Raw genomic sequence first — 17,439 nt, forward strand, 5'->3', positions numbered from 1 at the left:
ATAAATTGTTAATTGAGAAGGAAAAAAGAAAGCTACTTTACCTCTGTTTTCCAGTGTAGCCTCAAACTCTAAACCGTTTTCTGTCTGGGTTGGAGAAGAAAGATAGGCGTTGACACTATAGTAGTGCTGTGCCACACGTGATTCATAGGGTAACGCATGGACTCCCACTTTATAGTCATCCAGATCCTGAATCGAGTTCAGGACAGGCAAGGCGCCCCTGGCGCCGCTGGCGCCGCTGATCCGGGATCTTTTGTGGACTTCCATGACAATCATTCGCGTGAGCTACCCAACCATTTATGCGTGACACAGCAGTAGAGAGATACTGCATTCGGGCAACTGTCATATTGCAAGTGCTCTCCTCCGACACCCCCGACAGCAGTCTCTGAGCCAGATCGTTACTGCACGCGATCGGGATTGGCATCCACAAAGCTGCCCCAGCCACTGTACTGCTCGGTGGCGCCGTGCGAGCGGCGGTTGGTATGACAGAGCGCAATCGCCAGCGCGTCGGAGGCGTCGAGCGCAATGTCATCAGCAGCGCCATCCATATCCAGAATCGCATGGATCATGTAGCGCACCTGCCGCTTCGAGGCGTTGCCGTTCCCGGTCACGGACTTCTTCACCTCTTTCGGCGTGTACTGTACCACATCCAGCTTGTGGTTCAGCCCAGCCATCATGGCGGCCGCTTGCGCACGGCCCAGCTTCAACATCGACTGCGGGTTTTTGCCGTACACCGGCATCTCAATAGCCAACACCTCGGGCGTGTGCGTGTCGATGAGCTCGACCACAGCATCATAGATCTGCTTGAGCCGGTCGATATGCGGCGTACCGCTGCCCAGCCGAATAACGCCCTGCGCCGGAGTGGTTTCGTCGGATCCGGTCGCCTCTACCACACCATAGCCAGTGCAGTTGGATCCGGGGTCGATGCCAAGAATGGTCATGCGAGTGCAGGCTATCAAACAAGAAAAGCAGCAGGCAGGCGTTAGTCGTCAGAGTGGAGCGAGAGCGCCTCCCCATCGTCGGCGAGCGTCGTGTACACCGCATCCACATCGTCGTGATCCTCAATGGCTTCGACGAGCGCACGCACCTGCTCCGCCTCCGACGCATCAAGCGATACGGTGGTCGCGGGGATGCGCAGCAGATCAGCGTCTTCGACAGGGATTTCGGCGGCCTCCAGGGCATCTTCCACATCGGTGAACGTCTCTACCGGCGTGGTAACGACATAGGTGTCGTCTTCGGTGCGCAGGTCTTCAGCGCCCGCCTCGACCACCCGTTCGAACAGCTCCAGCTCGTCGACAGCACCAGTTGGCACCTGAATCTCCCCTTTCTGCTCAAAGAGGTAGCCAACGGATCCGTCTTTGCCCAAATTGCCGTTGTGCGTGCTGAACAGGTGCCGTAGGTCAGCGACAGTGCGGTTGTTGTTGTCGGTCATTGCCTCGATGAACACCGCCACGCCGTGTGGGGCATAGCCCTCGTAGCTGACCGGTTCGTAGTTTTGCCCTTCGAGTTCGCCCGTGCCCCGCTTAATAGCGCGCTCGATGGTGTCTTTGGCCATATTCTCGGCCTCGGCCCGCTCAATGGCATTGGCCAGAGTCGCGTTCATCTCGGGGTCGCCTCCGCCCTCGCGAGCGGCTGTTGCGATCTCGCGCGAGAGCCGCGCCCATATTTTGGACTTCTTCTTGTCCTCTTTGGCTTTCTGTCGCTTAATCTTCGACCATTTATTGTGTCCAGCCATGCCGTATCCGGAGTCTATTCGCAGAGTGCTGGGTGTGCAGTAGAACTGGTACGAAAGGGATGCGGAGGGGATTCGTTGGCCCAACCTCGGCGCATCATCAACAGGCGCATCATCAACAGGCGCATCATCAACAGGCGCATCATCAACAGGGGCATCATCAACAGGGGCATCATCAACAGGGGCATCATCAACAGAACGTGCGATCTGCCGATCAGCAGGCAGGCGCAATAGACAAAATTGATTCCGATCAGCTGTCGACCTCCCATGCCCCGTCTCGCTTTGGGGATGCATACGCCGATCTTCCCCACCAAATCAAGGTACGTGTTTAGCGACTTGTAACCCGGGAATGGTATTCCAACCGTTCTGGGAAGAACGTCCCGGGCGGTGTGTAGACCAATTCAACGGGGCAGAGCCATGCGACGAGGGGGCTAAACAGATACAAATCAAGCGCCGGGCTCGAAAAGCGAGTAGTGATACCAACTCCGCATGCTTCGTTGGTCTATGGATGGGTCGAAGGATGAACGGGTGAACGAAAACCATCTACTTCCAGCGTAAAGAACGGGGCGGAGGAGCCCGAAGAGTCATGCTTGTAGTACCCCTAAAAAAGTGCGTCGCGCGGCAGAGGAGGCGAATTCGGGGTGGCAGGAGCGTCCTCCGCATCGCGCATTTCTTTAACCCGGGATCAGTATTCCGACAGCTGTTAGAAGGATATCCCGGACGTTTATTGAAGCCCGCTAAACAGATACCGGGATTGCGTTCCGGGAGCACCCGTTCGCAACGCTCACAATGCGACACTGAGCGCCAGCTCTTTGTCAGGTTGCGACGTAAAAAGGTTTCTGTATACGCACGCTTTGCCCCTTTATATACCTGTTTTGCTCTTCAGGAGCTTGCGTGGATGATATTCGCTGCTTATTATGGGAGAAAATACGTCTCAATTATCATGAAAGGGCTGGCTCCTAAGACGCCTCCTAAGACGCATTGTTGCGATGAATGACCATACGCTTCACCTGCCGGATCACGTTAGCGTCATCGGTCCCACGACGGACTATGCCTACAAATGGGGGCTCAATGTGGGACTGTCTGATGCGCGCGCCTTGCGTTTAGCGCTGGCTGTTGATGAACTCGTAACAGACGTGGTGCGCTTTGCTTTTCCGGCGAGTAGCGGCACCTTCACAGTCACGTTCCGCTCAGATCTGTTAAAGGCGGAAGTGATTATCCACGAAAAGGGGGAGCCGTTCGATCTCACCCGGTACACGTACGACCCCAAACAAGCCATTAACGAGGGGCGCTTTGAAGGAGCCGGCTTTACCGTGGTGCGACACTGCGTTGACGACTTTGCTTTTCTCAACCGGGGGCGCGAAGGCAAAGAGTTTCGGATTGTCCAGCACATCGAATCCGAACATATCGCGGACTATGTCACGCTTGAGCCGGACGTTCCCGATGCGGACCGCGACGACGTGTCATACACGATTTCGGGTGTCCAACCGCATGAGGCAGAGGAAATTGCAAAGCTCATCTATCGAACGTATGGCTATACCTACGTTCGCGAAGAGCTCTACTACCCTGACCGGATTGAGCGGGCGCTGGAGCAGGGCGAAAAGTCTGGTGTGCTTGTGCGTACGGACCAGGGACGCGCCGTGGGCTATTTCGCAGTACTCAATATTTCGGGTTCCAACATCGGGGAGGTGGCTGAAGCGGTCGTGGATCCGAACCATCGCCGTCGCGGATTGATGAAGCGGATGCTTGGTGCGCTGATCGATCAGGCAAACGAACGAGGGCTAAGCGGCGTGTTTGGCGAAGCGCTTACCGTGCACAACTTCAGCCAGCGGGTGAACGCCCACTTCGGAATGGAGTCGACTGCGTTTCTGCTCGGACTTTTTCCACCGCAGCGATTCCGCAACATCACGGGCGACTTCACACAGCCGATCTCCATTGTCATTGACTTCCGGCCCCTAATACCATACGAGACGGTCCGCGCATATCTTCCGACTCCGTACGAAGATATGCTTCGACGGATCTACAATGCGCTCGGCGTAGACACCCTGCAGGTATGTCACGACGCTACGCCTGCCGATCAACTGCCGGATACAACAGAAATGGATACGCGCATCCGATACAGCTTCAAACACGTCACGTTTGTAGTAGAGACCGTAGGGGCCGACCTTGTGGAGCAGATTCAGCAGGTACTAACCGACCTGAAAGACGAAGAGATAAACGTAGCGTACGTTGATCTTCCAATCGACACCCCGAGCACGCCCGCCGCTACGTCGATGCTTCGAGATGCCCACTTCGTTCTTGCAGGGCTCATGCCGCGTTTCCATGGCGAACGCGACTACCTACGCCTACAACAGCCAATGGTTACCCTGAACCCGGATGCCATCGAGGTCTACTCTGACCTCGCCGTTATGCTCAAGGATCACGTTATGGAAGACCTATCATGGAACTCGAACGTAACGAAAACACCCTGACGGTGCGCATCCGGCGCGACTTCAACCTGATGGCTGTGCGCCACATGGAATATCACCTCGACGATGCAGCCCGGTGCCGGATTGATCTGTCGCAGGCACGACTGGTGGACACAGAGGGCATTATGGCGCTCTGTAGACTGCAGGCACAAGACATCGACATTGTGCTGCTTGAGCCCCCCGATATCTTTCGGGAGATCCTTGAACTGTTGGCACTTGAGGAACAATTCGATATCGAAATGCTGGTCGAACGCGAGCGCTCTGCACGGTAGCCTGTTCTAACCCCAAAATAGAGTGAGAGGCGAACACCGTAAGCGCGCAGGCGTCCAATCTGCCTATCGTCGTCATATCGCTTTGTCCCTGCCCTTATGGAGCATGTGCTATCGAAAACGGCTTCAACAACGGTGCCTGCAGGCGCTATCGCCCGGTACGTGCACGCCCATGAAGATGCCTATATCGAATTTCTGACCCGACTAATACGAGCCGAGTCTCCGTCCACGGATCCAACGGCTCAGGCCGAAGCCCAGCATCTTCTGGCTGATGCGATGGCAGATCTTGGGTTCCATGTTACCCACCTGCCAGGCACGAAGACCGGCGGGGCCCTGTACGCACGCCCAGCTCGTCGGTCGCGCGGGACACCATGTCAGCTTCTCCTTGGGCACAGCGATACCGTATGGCCCCTCGGCACGCTCAACGAGATGCCTGTCATCCGAAAAGAAAATGTGCTGCGTGGGCCGGGGGCATTTGACATGAAGGCCGGGCTTACCTCCATCGTGTTTGCTCTCCGGACGCTCTACGCACTCGATCTGTCTCCTGCACTGTGTCCGCTCGTGCTCATCACGACCGACGAGGAAATTGGTAGCTTCGAGTCGAAGCCGTACATCGAACGACTGGGGCGACTTAGCCATCGTGTGTTCGTTGCCGAGCCTGCTCTTGGACTGGAGGGCAATCTCAAAACAGCCCGTAAAGGCACAGGCGAGATGACGCTTACCGTGCGTCCTACAGATGCATCGGGCGAAGATCAAGTCGTTTTGGAGATGTCGAATCTTGTGCAGCGCTTGCATGCCCTTGCAGATGCGGAGCGGGGCATCACCATCAATGTGGGCAAGATTGAGGGGCATCGTAAAGATCGGCCTACGGGACGGGCATATGGTCGGATGGCCGTTGACGTGCGCGTTGTTACACGCGAAGATGCCCGTATTATAGGAGAGACCATCCGCGGCATTGAGGCTACATCGCCCAGAGTTACTGTAGAGGTCTGCGGGGCGGTCGACCGTCCACCGTTGGAGCGAACCTCAGAAAACCGGTATCTGTGGAGGCAGGCGCAAGCCCTTGGGCATCACCTTGGGCTTGAATTGAACGAGGCGCGCGCAGGCGGTGCCTCCGATGGCAACCTGACGAGTCCGTACACTGCCACCCTCGATGGGCTTGGCGCAGTAGGAGATGGTGCTCATGCAGAGCACGAATTCATATACGTCGACCAGACGCTTGACCGGTGCGCCCTACTCGCGTCATTGTTACTGGCTCCATCGCGCGAGGAGGGGGGCGTCTCGCAAGACACACCTTGAACCGCTGGGGAGCGGTGCAATGGTCCGTGGTTGTCATGCAGGCCACATCATTTTAGTGCTGTGCCCATCCTCATTTTGATGGTTGCTCTGCAATCATCCTCCCACGAAGTCTGTCATGGTGAGCGCAGTCGAACCATCTCCTTGGGGCTTGGTAGCTCCAGGTAGCTCCAGGTAGCTCCAGATAGACAGGAGATCCTGCCTACTTCAGAGAGATCTTTCCCTCAACAGGGGGCCCGACGTTCAAGGTGACATCATGTGAGCAGGGCATGTTGCCCCCTAAAGATTGACGCGTGACACAACAGTAGCTACCTCACCCCGCTCTGTCCATTTATAACGGAGGACGCCTTATGGAATCGGACAAATTCGTGTCGCTTGATATCGAAACCTCGTTCTGGAAGCGCGTCTTCGTCGTGGCTCCGCTTGTTGTGGTAGGTACGAAAGAAGGCGAGGACTACAACCTGGCCCCTAAACACATGGCGATGCCGCTGGGATGGGAAAACTATTTCGGGTTCATCTGCACGCCCGCGCACGGCACGTACCATAACGCCAAGCATCACGGTGCTTTTACAGTAAGCTATCCATGGCCCAACAGCGTAACCGTGGCCAGTCTTACGGCGTCACCGCGCCAGTCGGACTGTGGCTGTGGTACCGATCAGCCCATCCTGGATCAGATTCCTACCACCGATGCTTCCCTTGTAGACAGCATTTTTCTGCGCGATGCCTACCTCCGGCTTGAGTGCGAGCTCGATCGAATCGTAGATGACTTTGGCGACCAGAGCCTCATTATTGGGCGCATTGTTGCCGTCCACGTGCACGAGGAGGCGCTGCGTACCTCCGATCAAGAAGATCAGCAGTTGATCTACGACGCTCCGCTTTTGGCGTATCTGCATCCCGGACGATTTGCCACGATTCGTGAATCGCAGACCTTCCCGTTTCCCGACCACTTCACGTCGTAAAAGAAAGACGGCCAGAACGCAAAGAGCTATGAAAGAGGGCTACGCGCACGATGTACTTACCGTAGTTGACGAGGAGCGCTCCGACTTGCTCGCACTACTACAGGCACTTGCAGAGGCTGAATCTCCCTCGGATGTGCCGGAAGCTCAGGGGCCGGTCTTCGAGCTCATTGCAGATGCGCTGGATCCACTGGGGTACGATCTGCTACGCCTACCGGGCCAAGAAACAGGTGGACAATTGTACGCACGCCCGTCCCGTGGCGACGCCAGCAGACCGGCTCAACTTATGCTCGGGCACGTCGACACCGTTTGGCCACTTGGTACCCTTGCAGAGATGCCCGTGGAACAGCGAGACGGACGTCTTTACGGTCCCGGGGTTCTTGACATGAAGGGAGGCATCGTACAGATGATCTTTGCCTTGCGGGCCCTGGATCAACTGTCGCTCACTCCCCCGCTACAGCCCGTCATCTTTCTGAATTCTGATGAGGAGGTCGGCAGCTTCGAGTCACGCCCCCGTATTCGTCGCCTAGCCCGCGCAGTGGAGCGGACATTTGTGTTGGAACCGGCACTTGGACCGAAGGGGCTACTCAAGACGGCACGGAAGGGCGTTGGGCGGTTTACGATCGAGATCAAGGGCCGCGCCGCTCATGCCGGACTTGACCCGGAGGGGGGAGCTAGCGCCATTGTTGAGCTGTCGCATGTGGTGCAAAATCTGCATAGACTCAACGCCCCAGAGCGAGGAGTTAGCGTCAGTGTCGGAACCATTGAGGGAGGGCAGCGGGCCAATGTGGTGGCGCCGCGGAGCCGCGCTGAGGTAGACGTGCGTGTGACCACGGCGGAAGACGCAAAAGCAACCGAAGCGGCTATGTACGCTCTCGAACCCGTGACCCCCACAGTCACACTCTCAGTGAACGGGCATTTCCACCGACCGCCCATGGAGCGCACGCCGCGCAACCGTGCGCTATGGCATCTTGCACTGCAAGCCGGTGAGCAGTTGGGGCTTACGCTGGAGGAGGCGCGCGCAGGAGGCGCCTCCGATGGCAACGAGACAAGCCCTTTCTCGGCCACGCTCGATGGCCTCGGACCCGTGGGTGGTGGGGCCCACGCTGCGCATGAGCACGTCGATATCAAAAAGCTTGTAGAGCGAACTGCTCTTCTGGCCTTGCTGCTGATGGCTGCCCCTCTGTCCAACTCGTTGAGGAAGACGCCCTGAACTGCCACGGTCCTGCGGGCAAACCACGGGACCCAAAATGCCTATACCACCACGTACGCCACACAAAAGGCCACGAGAAACACGAGTCCGGCCCACGAGAGTCCCCGCATGCCGGTCGAGGGACGCGCATGCTCGGGCATGTGATCGCTACAGACGAGGTAGTAGTTCATGGCACCGAGAACGGGCCCGGCCAGGAAGGCAAGCGTAGTGGCTACGTCAACCAGGGCGGTAAGGCTGTTTACGAGCAGCGCCAGGATCGCCCACGCGCCGATGGGTGTGATGAAGAGTCCCAGCCGGTAGTAGCGCTGCAACGCTTCCACATCGCCTGTGGACTCGGGGGCGGACTCGGGGGCGGGTGCATGTTTGGGGCTGGGCGCGATCTCCGGGCTGGCAGCAACGGCTTCGGGCGCACGAGCCAGACTGCGAGCGGCCAGCGGTGTGCCCTGTAGGTAGGCAGTAAACCACGCCACGAGGCGTCCATACGCATCCGTTACCGCTAACGTGGTGCTGAGCATCGTAGTCAGCGCCGCAATGCCCACGAGCGTGCCCGCCCAGGCGCCAAGCGTGGTCGTGTACAGATCCACCACCTGCGTGGCAAAGGGGACGGGCTCGCTGCCGAACTCAGTGCCCGTGCCGTACATGATGGCAGTGCCCAATACCAGAAACGCCAGCGCCATGAAAAGCGAAAGCGCATAGCCAATGGCAAAATCGGCCTGCACGTCGCGCAGAGCCAGGCGGGTGCCCGTGTCGCGCTCACGCTCCAGCGTCCACAGCGAGTGCCACGCGGCCATGTCGATGGGCACGGGCATCCAGCCCATGAGCGCCAGCGAGAAGGCAATGCCCGAGGTTGTGAGCAGCGCGCTCGGACCGGCAGGCGTCTCCACCATCTCGGGCGCAGGCCCCACGAGCGCAGCAACAGCCGCCACCAGGGTCGACACGGCCAGCAGGGCCATGATGAATTTCATGGCACGGTCGAGGAACTGATAGCGTCCCCACATCAAGATGAGGATGCACAGGCCCAGCACCACGCCGCTCCAGAGCGCCAGATTCGGCGTCGTGCCCACAAGCCAGCCCATGAGTCCCGCCGTAACCGCGGTGACGCTCGCCAGCACGATGAACATGGTGCCTACGGTGATAAGCCCGAATACGCCGGTCGCCCAGAGGCCAAGACGCCGGTAGCCGTCGAGCAGGCTCTCGCCCGTGGCAGCAGCGTAACGCGGGCCGTACTCCAGAAACGGGTACTTAAACAGGCACGCTGCCAGAATAAGCACCGCTGCAATATATCCATACTCGGCCCCCGCCCGCGTGGACTGCACCAGGTGCGACACGCCAATTGCGGCTCCGGCCATGATGAGGCCTGGACCCAGTGCGTTCAAAATAGCACGAAAGCGGGAGGCGGAACTGGTGGGCATGGCAAGCAGCAATCGGATGCAAGAGAACACAGCGCATCCCCAATATACAAGGCGGACGCATTCTTGCCAAACAGATCCGTTACACAAAGGCCCCGTCCTTTTTTTTGCGCCCGTCGAGCGGATTCGCTATGCTATGTGTCCACACCTAACTGTCTTTCTGTATGCCCCACCCTGCTATGCGTGTTGCCACTCGTTTCGTTGCATTGCTCACCCTTGTGCTGCTCATAGCCGGGCCTGCCTCTGCACAGGCGCAAGCGCCCGCCTTTGAGGACGTAACTGGCCATGCGTTTGGCGAGCGCGTTACGCAAGCCTACCAGATGCAGGACTATCTGCAAGCGGTGGCCAACGCCTCCGACCGCGTGGTCGTGGAGCAGAGCGGCACCTCGTGGCAAGGACGCCCGCTCATGCACGCGATTGTAACGGCTCCCGAAAACCACGCACGCCTCGACGAGATTCAGGCGAATGCACAGGCGCTGGGCGATCCGCGCGACCTGTCGGATGCAGAGGCTGAATCCATCATTGAAGATCAGCCGGCGGTGTTCTGGTTTGGCGGGTCGATTCATGGCTTTGAGCTGTCGGGATCTGAAGCCGCACTCAAGATGCTGGAGCGCCTCGCCACGCAAGACGACGCCGTCACCCAGTCGATTCTGGAAAACACAGTCGTGATCATCGACCCGATGCTGAATCCAGACGGACGCGACGCGTTTGCGCATCACAACCACAATAATATGGGGGCCGATGCCAACCCCGATAATCAGGACTGGGCGAACGACTTCACTTCGTGGGAGGCGCTGAAATATCGCACAAGCCACTACTACTTCGACATCAACCGCGACTGGTTTGCGCACACGCACAAGGAAACGCAGGCTCGCGTACCCGTGCTGCAAGATTGGCGTCCCCAGGCGGGCATCGACAGCCACGAAATGGGCTCGGATGTAGAGTTCTACGTCGATCCGCCCACCGGTCCGGTGGGTCCGTTCTTTCCGGAGTTCGCGTCGCGCTGGTTTGAGTCGTTTGGAGATGCCCACGCGGCCTCGCTCGACACGCTGGGCACCGACTACATGACGCGCGAGCGCTACAACTACTTCTACCCCGGATACACGACCTCGTACATGAGCTACCAGGGCGCGGTGGGCATGCTCTACGAGCAGGGCAGCAGCCGCGGTCTGGCCCTCACGCGGCCCGACGGCACCGTACGTACACTGGGGGATGCGATACAGAATCCGTACACGGGGTTCGTCGCAGCGCTTGAGCACACCGCCAGCGAGCGCGAAACGCTCCTCACCGAGTACGTGCAAGCCCACCGCGAGGCCATTGCCGATGGCGAAGACGGCACCCAGCGCTACGTGCTGACCGACGAATCGGGCGATCCGCACCTGCTGGCCGAGGCGGTTGACTTGTTGCGCCGCAACGGCATCGAAGTGGACCGGCTCACCGAATCCGCCCAGCTGAGCAACGTGCAAGACCGCACGGGCGCGTCGGTCGGGTCGCGCTCGTTCGAGGCGGGCGCCTACGTGGTCGATGCCGCGCAGCCCCGCAACCGGCTCATCCGGGCGTTGCTGGAGCCGAACGTGCCGGTGCCGCAGGATTTCCTGGAGGAGGCGCGGGACCGCGTAGACCGGGGCGAAAACCCGCGCTTCTACGACATCACCGCGTGGTCGCTGCCCATGCTCTTTGGCATCGAAGGCTACAGCACCTCCGACGGGAGCGGACTCAGCGCCGAGCGCGTCACGGTGTCCGCGGCTTCTGAATCCGCCGTGCAGGGCGGCGAAGCCTCCTACGCCTACCTGATCGATGGCACGCAGACCGCAGGGCTACCGGCGCTCCTCGACCTGAAAGAACACGGCCACCGCGTGGCGATGCTGCAAGAAAGCACCCGCGTGAATGGCGAAGACTACACCGCGGGCACCGGCATTGTGTACGCCGGGCAGTCGGGCGCGAGCGTGCACGATGACATGCGCGATGTCGCCGATCAGTACGGCTTGCAGGTAGAAGCCGTAGGCACCGGCCTGGCCGAGGGCGACCGTCCGTCGCTCGGGTCGGGGCAGGTCATCTACCTCGACACGCCCTCGGTGGCGCTGCTCGCTGAAGAAGGCATCCAGGCGTATTCGTTTGGATGGGCATGGTTTACGCTCGACCGCCAGTACGATGTGGATGCGTCGGTCCTACGCACGCGCTCGCTGGGCCGCGCCGATCTGAGCGAGTACGACACCATTGTCTTGCCTGAAACCTACGGCACCGAAGCAATTGAGCGCGAAGCGGGCGAGTCGGGGCTGGAGCGCCTGACCCAGTGGGTGCAAGACGGCGGTACGCTCGTCACGCTCGGCTCGGGCACCGACGTAGCGCGCGACCTGGAGCTGATTGCTCTGCGCTCGTGGTACGACGACGAGGAGCGCGCTGACAGCCTGCGCGTGAGCGTGCCGGGTGCCATGGTGGCCACCGACATCGACCGCAACCACTGGCTTACCGCCGGCGTGCCCGACGACTTTCACGGGCTGGTGGATTCGAACCGCCTGTATCTGCCTCCTGAAGGCGCCCCTAACCCAGGTCAGCGAGCCGGCATCCGCTACGCCACGGACGGTGACTTCACCTACAGCGGCCACATGTGGAGCGAGTCGGAAGCACGGCTGCCGGGTGCGGTCTTTGCCTACGAAGAACGCGTGGGCAGCGGACGCGTCATTGCGTTTGCCGAGGACCTGAACTACCGCGGCTATCTCCGCAGCGGCAACCGCCTGTTCCTAAACGCCGTGCTCGTAGGACCGCAGGCGCCGTGAACCTGGGGGGCGCATCGTGTTCGCCTTTTACGCACATGCTCTGCCTCCCGACACGCGCTTGTTATGGATTCGACTGCATCGGCATGGCACCGGGCGCTGCACGATCCGCAGCTTCGGCAGCTGCCGTACAAGATAGAAACGAACGCGCACGACCAGCTTCTTTTGAGTCCGCACACGCCCGCACACAGCCTGGCCCAGAGTCGCATCCTGCGTCTGCTTGACGAGCACGTGACCGAACCGGGCGAAGCGACGATCGAGTTCGCGGTGTCGACCGCACAAGGCATCAAAGTGCCCGGCGTGGTCTGGATGTCTGAGGAGCAACTCGCGGCGCTGCCGGGCGATGCAGAAGCCAGCCCGGTGATGCCCGCGCTGGTGGTCGAGGTGCAGTCGCCCACAAATACCGATGCCGAGATGGAGGCCAAGCGCGCGCTCTACTTGAACGAAGGCGCCGCCGAGGTGTGGATTCGCCCCCCCGACGGGGCCATTACCATCTTCGATGCATCGGGCGCACGCGATCAATCTGCGCTTGCTCCCACGTTTCCCGGTACCGTAACATAGCTACACGCATCCACAAACGCCCGCGCCCACCCCATGCCCGATTCCGACTATACGCCTATTGCCTGCCGCGCCTACGACGACCTGGGCCTGCGCATGATGCGGGGCACGCCCACCACGCTTACCGTGCAGGATGCAGAGGCAGATGCCCCGCGCTCCATCACCGCGCGCATCGACGATATCTACAGCGCGGACGGAGCCGAGTATGTGCGCCTCGACAGCGGCTCAACGGTGCGATTGGATCGCATTGTGAAGGTTGAGGATGCGTGAGCGAGCGCCGGATATGGCTGCCTACTGCTCTGTCAACCCTCATTTTGATGGTTGCCCTGCAATCCCCCTCCCACGAAGCCTGTCATGGTGAGCGCAGTCGAACCATCTCCTTGGTGTTTAGCAGGAACTTTTCGGGACGGCACAGCACGCGTATCCATCTTGGTTTAACCCACGGAATGACGTGTGACGCAGCACTAATACCGCGCCGGTGCGCCATCCTCCGGAGTCGACGCCTCAATGAACGTGCGGATGTGATCGTTCGACGCCTCCAGATCCTCATCGCGCAGATACATCATGTGGCCGCTCTCGTAGCCCTCAAACCGCATCCGGTCGCCCAGACGTCCGCTCGGATCCATATTCCACATCACGTACTTGGCCGAGAAGTAGTCCGTGGCCCCGTCGAAGTAGCCCGACTGCACCATCACGTGCAAGAACGGATTCTGCGCCATCGACTGCCGCAGATCCTCGACCACGTTCACATCACCCTGGCCTTCCCACGGACGCACCGGACCAAACACATTGTACTGCAGGTCGGTCTCCAGCCCCAGTTCATCGCGCAGATACGTATTGATGGCGGGGGTGAATGCATGATTCCAGGCAATGAGCTCGGGCGGATAGTCGTAGCGCTCACCCGCATTCTGGCGGTCGATGCCTTTATAGCGCGAGTCGAGGCGGCCAATTGTGTGGCCCTCGTCGCGCAGAAGCTCTTTCCAGAAATAGGACGCGGGCATCGCCAGGTTGTGATCCAGAATCGTCTGCGTAGACACCCCAGCGTAGCGCGCTACTTCTTCGGCGATCTGCTGACGCCGATCGGCATCCAGCATGCCTCCCCGCGAGAGGGCCGGGACGAACGTATCCAGCGTGTAGTTCTCGACCTCCTCGAGCAGATCGGCCAGTTCGCGCTCTTGCAAGTCGGCATCCAGTTGCTCATGATACCACGCCGCTGCGGTGTAGTACGGCAGCTTTAGTGCCTCGGAGCGGGGCGACGGTCCCGGCGCTTGCAGGCCCATGCCGGTGGGCGACACGAGAATCACGCCGTTCAAGTACATCCAGTGGCTATTTTGCAGCGCCCCCGCAAGCCCGGCCACGCGGGTGGTGCCGTAGCTCTCACCAATCAAGTACTTAGGCGAGGTCCACCGTCCCTGACGCGACACAAACACGTCGAGCCAGTCGGCCAGATACGACACATCGGCCTCTACGCCAAAGAACTGCTCGCGGTCGACTTCATCGTCTACAATACGCGAAAAGCCCGTGTTCACCGGGTTTACGTACACGATATCCGCCACATCGATAATCGAATGCGGATTGTCTTTCACGCCGTACGGCTGAATCGGATAGCCCTCACTGTCAATCTCCAGCAGCTTCGGACTCGTGTAGCCCAGGTGCATCCACAAAGAGCCCGAGCCGGGGCCGCCGTTGAACGAGATCATGAGCGGACGCTCCGAGCGGTTGTCTACGTCACTGCGTTCGTAGTACGTGTAGTGGAGCGACGCCATCGCGTGGCCGTCGTCGTGATACACCGGCTGCGTGCCCGTAGTCACCTCGTACGGAATCTCGGTGCCATCCACCGTCACCGCCTCGCTCTGCGTAATCGTCGTATCGACCGGCAGCGACCGTTCCTGCGCCTGCACATTCACCGCCAGCAGCAGCGCCACGCATCCCACCAGCCACGTTATCGTACCCGTTCGCATCATGATATCCACATTGGTTCGTTTGGAAGAACACGCTCAAAGTACCGCACCGCCCCCGCAGATGCAACGCCCACGCCACGAGCAGCAAGCGCGTGTTATCAATTGAGACAGACAACGCTCGTCGCATGGCACCACAGGCATGACCTTTGGCCCCTCCGCCGAGCGACGCAAACCGTTTAGGGGCTCTGCCCCGTCGTTATCTGCCCCGTCGTTATCTGCCCCGTCGCTGTTTTGGAGAAACACAAAGCCAAGCCGACCTCGCACGCTTGAAATCGCGCCTCGCACCGGAGCACCGCACCGTGCCCCCCGAAGCAGGTGCTCCGCCCGCGTGACCTGAGATGCTTCACTGCGTTCAGCATGACGATAGCGGCTACACAGGCCCCTTTCATATGCATCGTAATCACTTATGTAGGTCAACAAAAATACGATAGGGTGTCATCGCGAGTGAGCGGAGCGAGCGCGGCGATCTCATACTGCCGAGCAGGGCTCAACGCCGACTTGAAACGCATAAATTGCTTCGTCCTCCCCCACTCGTCGCAAGGCTCTGCATGGCTCACTCATCGCGAGGCTCTGCCTTGTGACGCAGCTGTTTAGAGACACAACAGGCATGACCTACGGCCCCGCTGCTCCATCCTGTTGGCATATTTGGGAGGCCCCCAGCAAAGCATGCAGCGTTGATATTACACCGCGCGCATGTAGCCCTGAAAGAGCAGGTCATCGCCAACGGTTGTCCAGCACGCGTCGGCGAAGGTGCGGGCGGCATCCATCTGGCGAATGCCCAGGTCGCGCACGCTCGGCATGCCGGTGCCCACCACCTTGGGCGCAATGAAGCAGAAGAAGCGATCCACCAGATCCTGCCGAAAGAGCGCCGTGGCCAGGCCCGGCCCTGCCTCCACCAAAAGGGATTGCAACGGACGATCCGTGGGGCCGTCGGGAGCGCCCAGGTGTGCAAGCAGCGCGTGCAGGTCAAGGTGGCCCTCGGGGGTTTCAGGGATGCGCAGGATCTGTCCGCCGCGTGCGGTGAGCGCCTCGGCATAGGCAGGCGCCGCCCGCTCTGCACCGATTACAGCAATCGTAGCGGCCGCGTGGTCATCGGTAAAGAGCTGCAACTCCGGCGAGAGCGCGCCCGTGCGGTCGATCACAAGGCGATGCGGCTGCGGCCCATCGACATGGCGCACCGTGAGGCGCGGATCGTCGGCAGCAGCGGTGCCGCGGCCTACGAGCACGCCGTCGAGATCGGCCCGCCACTGGTGGACTTTCGTACGCGCCTCGGGGCCCGAGATCCACTGGCTGTGCCCTGTGGTCGTGGCGATCCGCCCGTCAAGGGTTTGCGCAATCTTGAGCGTGAGCAGCGGACGCCCCGTCTCCACATGGTGAAAGAACGCCTCGTTCAGACGCTTACACGCCTCTTCCTCGACCCCCACTGTCACATCCACGCCGTGCGCCCGCATCCGCTCAATGCCGCGCCCGGCCACTTCTGGATACGGATCGACGGTGCCCACCACCACGCGCGGAATGCCGGTCTCGATGATGAGGTTGCTGCACGGCGGCGTTTTGCCGTGATGACTGCACGGCTCCAGATTCACGTAGAGCGTCGCATCGCGAAGGGGCTCCGGACCGTGCGTATTCAGTGCACGGCGAATGGCTGCGGCTTCGGCGTGGGCGTTGCCGTATTCGGCGTGCCAGCCCTCGGCAAGCACCGAGCCCCCCGTATCCACCAGGACCGCCCCCACCATGGGGTTGGGACTGACGTGTCCGGCTCCGCGCTGTGCCAGAGCAAGGCAGTGTTGTATCCACTGAGCAGATGCAGCATCGTCTACACTTCCTGGATGTACGTCGGCAGCGAGGCCTGATTCAGTTGCCATTGCTCAAAGTAGAATTTGGATTCAGAGCGTGCCTTCTGAAACGGCAGCACAAAGCAGCGCACGTGGTCGTCGGATACGTGCGTGCGGAGCGCATGAGTAAGGGCGTCGCGTACGGGCACCGGGCTGAAAAAGCTCCAATCGAAGCCGTCGTGGGCTGGTTCGCTGAAGAAGACGGTCGTGCCCGCTTCCATGAGCGTACGCAGCGCCGAAGAGGCCTCGCGCCGTGCGTGTTCGGCTACGTCGCGGAGCGGTGCCGGGTCGATGGGCGTGTCGGCAAAGGCCAGCACGCGCTCGCCCTGCGGGTCAGCCCAGCGCGCCTGCACTGCTTGGCCGTCCAGGTCGGCTTCGAGTGTGCCATTGGGGGCAATGCCGCATGCGTGGGGATGCGCAACGACCGCCGTGAGGGCATGAACCATCGCATCCATAACAGGAAGCGCCGTAAGTCCCACGCGGTCGGCGTCCAGATCGGTACCGGCGAGGTAGCCCCGGTAGGCGGTGGCCGGATTCAGAAGCGCGCGCAGCGTGTCGGCATCCGGGTCGCGGTCGGCATTGGCGGAGCGCTCGGTGCGGCGGCGCGCATCCGGATTGGCATCGGGCGCGGGCGTCTCCAGAAGCGCAGGCTCCTCAAAAAAGTATTTGACGATAGACATAGTGTCGTGTCACAGGTCAATCTTGGGGTAGTAACGCATCTCTCTCAGAATGCGTTGTGCTATACATATGATCGCTATTGAACATGCAGAAATGCTTGTTTATGCCCCCACACCGTCATCCCAGACGGAGCGGAGCGACGATCTGGGATAAGCAGGGTCGGAGACGTCGGCCACGGCGAGGCCTTCAAAGGGGCAGTAGAGCATCTCGGACGTCAGGAGGACGTGGGAGGAGCCCTCCAGCGGCACCGCGGAATGGGTGTTGGGGAACCGGGCGGGTTGGATGCCACCGTC

Annotated in this window: 17 protein-coding genes; 8 read left to right on the plus strand and 9 right to left on the minus strand. The window is 60.4% G+C overall.

Going from position 1 to position 17,439, the window contains the following annotated elements:
- From R6U20_RS05650 to R6U20_RS05665, 4 genes are all read right to left on the minus strand, one after another.
- A partial coding sequence (locus R6U20_RS05650) for a hypothetical protein (protein ID WP_410336890.1) occupies window positions 1–264 on the minus strand: 264 nt, incomplete at its 3' end.
- A 131-nt stretch (window positions 265–395) separates the two neighbouring features.
- Window positions 396–938: a crossover junction endodeoxyribonuclease RuvC gene (gene ruvC, locus R6U20_RS05655; RefSeq protein ID WP_410336891.1), complete on the minus strand. Its 543-nt coding sequence runs from the start codon at window positions 936–938 to the stop codon at window positions 396–398.
- Between the two features lie 41 nt (window positions 939–979).
- Window positions 980–1,732, minus strand: a complete 753-nt coding sequence (locus R6U20_RS05660; RefSeq protein WP_410336892.1) for a YebC/PmpR family DNA-binding transcriptional regulator — start codon at window positions 1,730–1,732, stop codon at window positions 980–982.
- Window positions 1,733–1,746: 14 nt separating this feature from the next.
- Window positions 1,747–1,998, minus strand: a complete 252-nt coding sequence (locus R6U20_RS05665; RefSeq protein WP_410336893.1) for a hypothetical protein — start codon at window positions 1,996–1,998, stop codon at window positions 1,747–1,749.
- Between the two features lie 720 nt (window positions 1,999–2,718).
- Here R6U20_RS05665 and R6U20_RS05670 point away from each other — a divergent pair.
- The 5 genes from R6U20_RS05670 to R6U20_RS05690 all read left to right on the plus strand — a co-directional run bounded on the left by R6U20_RS05670 (window position 2,719) and on the right by R6U20_RS05690 (window position 7,931).
- A complete protein-coding gene (locus R6U20_RS05670; RefSeq protein WP_410336894.1) occupies window positions 2,719–4,200 on the plus strand; it encodes a GNAT family N-acetyltransferase in 1,482 nt (493 codons plus the stop codon).
- Window positions 4,170–4,469, plus strand: a complete 300-nt coding sequence (locus tag R6U20_RS05675) for a hypothetical protein (RefSeq protein WP_410336895.1) — start codon at window positions 4,170–4,172, stop codon at window positions 4,467–4,469. The genes R6U20_RS05670 and R6U20_RS05675 overlap by 31 nt, the downstream gene beginning before the upstream one ends.
- A gap of 96 nt (window positions 4,470–4,565) precedes the next feature.
- The gene (locus tag R6U20_RS05680; protein WP_410336896.1) at window positions 4,566–5,765 is read left to right on the plus strand and encodes a M20/M25/M40 family metallo-hydrolase; all 1,200 of its coding nucleotides are present in this window, start codon (window positions 4,566–4,568) and stop codon (window positions 5,763–5,765) included.
- A gap of 347 nt (window positions 5,766–6,112) precedes the next feature.
- On the plus strand, window positions 6,113–6,721 hold the full coding sequence (locus R6U20_RS05685) for a flavin reductase (protein WP_410336897.1): 609 nt from the start codon (window positions 6,113–6,115) through the stop codon (window positions 6,719–6,721).
- A 28-nt stretch (window positions 6,722–6,749) separates the two neighbouring features.
- Window positions 6,750–7,931, plus strand: coding sequence for a M20 family metallopeptidase (locus R6U20_RS05690; RefSeq protein ID WP_410336898.1), 1,182 nt, complete (start codon window positions 6,750–6,752; stop codon window positions 7,929–7,931).
- A gap of 41 nt (window positions 7,932–7,972) precedes the next feature.
- Here R6U20_RS05690 and R6U20_RS05695 read toward each other — a convergent pair whose 3' ends face one another.
- Window positions 7,973–9,343 (minus strand): NRAMP family divalent metal transporter, encoded by a 1,371-nt coding sequence (locus R6U20_RS05695; protein WP_410336899.1) that lies wholly within the window; start codon window positions 9,341–9,343, stop codon window positions 7,973–7,975.
- A gap of 176 nt (window positions 9,344–9,519) precedes the next feature.
- On the opposite strand from R6U20_RS05695, the gene R6U20_RS05700 reads away from it, so the two are divergent.
- From R6U20_RS05700 to R6U20_RS05710, 3 genes are all read left to right on the plus strand, one after another.
- Entirely contained in the window at window positions 9,520–12,117 is a 2,598-nt protein-coding gene (locus tag R6U20_RS05700; protein ID WP_410336900.1) for a M14 family zinc carboxypeptidase, read from the plus strand.
- A 63-nt stretch (window positions 12,118–12,180) separates the two neighbouring features.
- Window positions 12,181–12,675 (plus strand): Uma2 family endonuclease, encoded by a 495-nt coding sequence (locus R6U20_RS05705; RefSeq protein WP_410336901.1) that lies wholly within the window; start codon window positions 12,181–12,183, stop codon window positions 12,673–12,675.
- Window positions 12,676–12,708: 33 nt separating this feature from the next.
- Complete coding sequence (locus R6U20_RS05710; protein WP_410336902.1) at window positions 12,709–12,942, plus strand: hypothetical protein; 234 nt, start codon at window positions 12,709–12,711, stop codon at window positions 12,940–12,942.
- A gap of 194 nt (window positions 12,943–13,136) precedes the next feature.
- On the opposite strand, the gene R6U20_RS05715 is transcribed toward R6U20_RS05710, so the two are convergent.
- From R6U20_RS05715 to R6U20_RS05730, 4 genes are all read right to left on the minus strand, one after another.
- The gene (locus R6U20_RS05715; RefSeq protein ID WP_410336906.1) at window positions 13,137–14,633 is read right to left on the minus strand and encodes a S10 family peptidase; all 1,497 of its coding nucleotides are present in this window, start codon (window positions 14,631–14,633) and stop codon (window positions 13,137–13,139) included.
- A gap of 680 nt (window positions 14,634–15,313) precedes the next feature.
- On the minus strand, window positions 15,314–16,498 hold the full coding sequence (ribD, locus tag R6U20_RS05720; protein WP_410336903.1) for a bifunctional diaminohydroxyphosphoribosylaminopyrimidine deaminase/5-amino-6-(5-phosphoribosylamino)uracil reductase RibD: 1,185 nt from the start codon (window positions 16,496–16,498) through the stop codon (window positions 15,314–15,316).
- Window positions 16,450–17,148, minus strand: a complete 699-nt coding sequence (locus R6U20_RS05725; protein ID WP_410336904.1) for a hypothetical protein — start codon at window positions 17,146–17,148, stop codon at window positions 16,450–16,452. Before R6U20_RS05725 ends, ribD begins: the two co-directional genes overlap by 49 nt.
- Window positions 17,149–17,247: 99 nt before the next feature.
- Window positions 17,248–17,439 (minus strand): hypothetical protein (locus tag R6U20_RS05730; RefSeq protein WP_410336905.1); only part of this gene is annotated, 192 nt, incomplete at its 5' end.

Origin of the sequence: Longimonas sp., assembly GCF_046498435.1 — a bacterium.
Taxonomy (GTDB): Bacteria; Bacteroidota; Rhodothermia; order Rhodothermales; family Salinibacteraceae; genus Longimonas.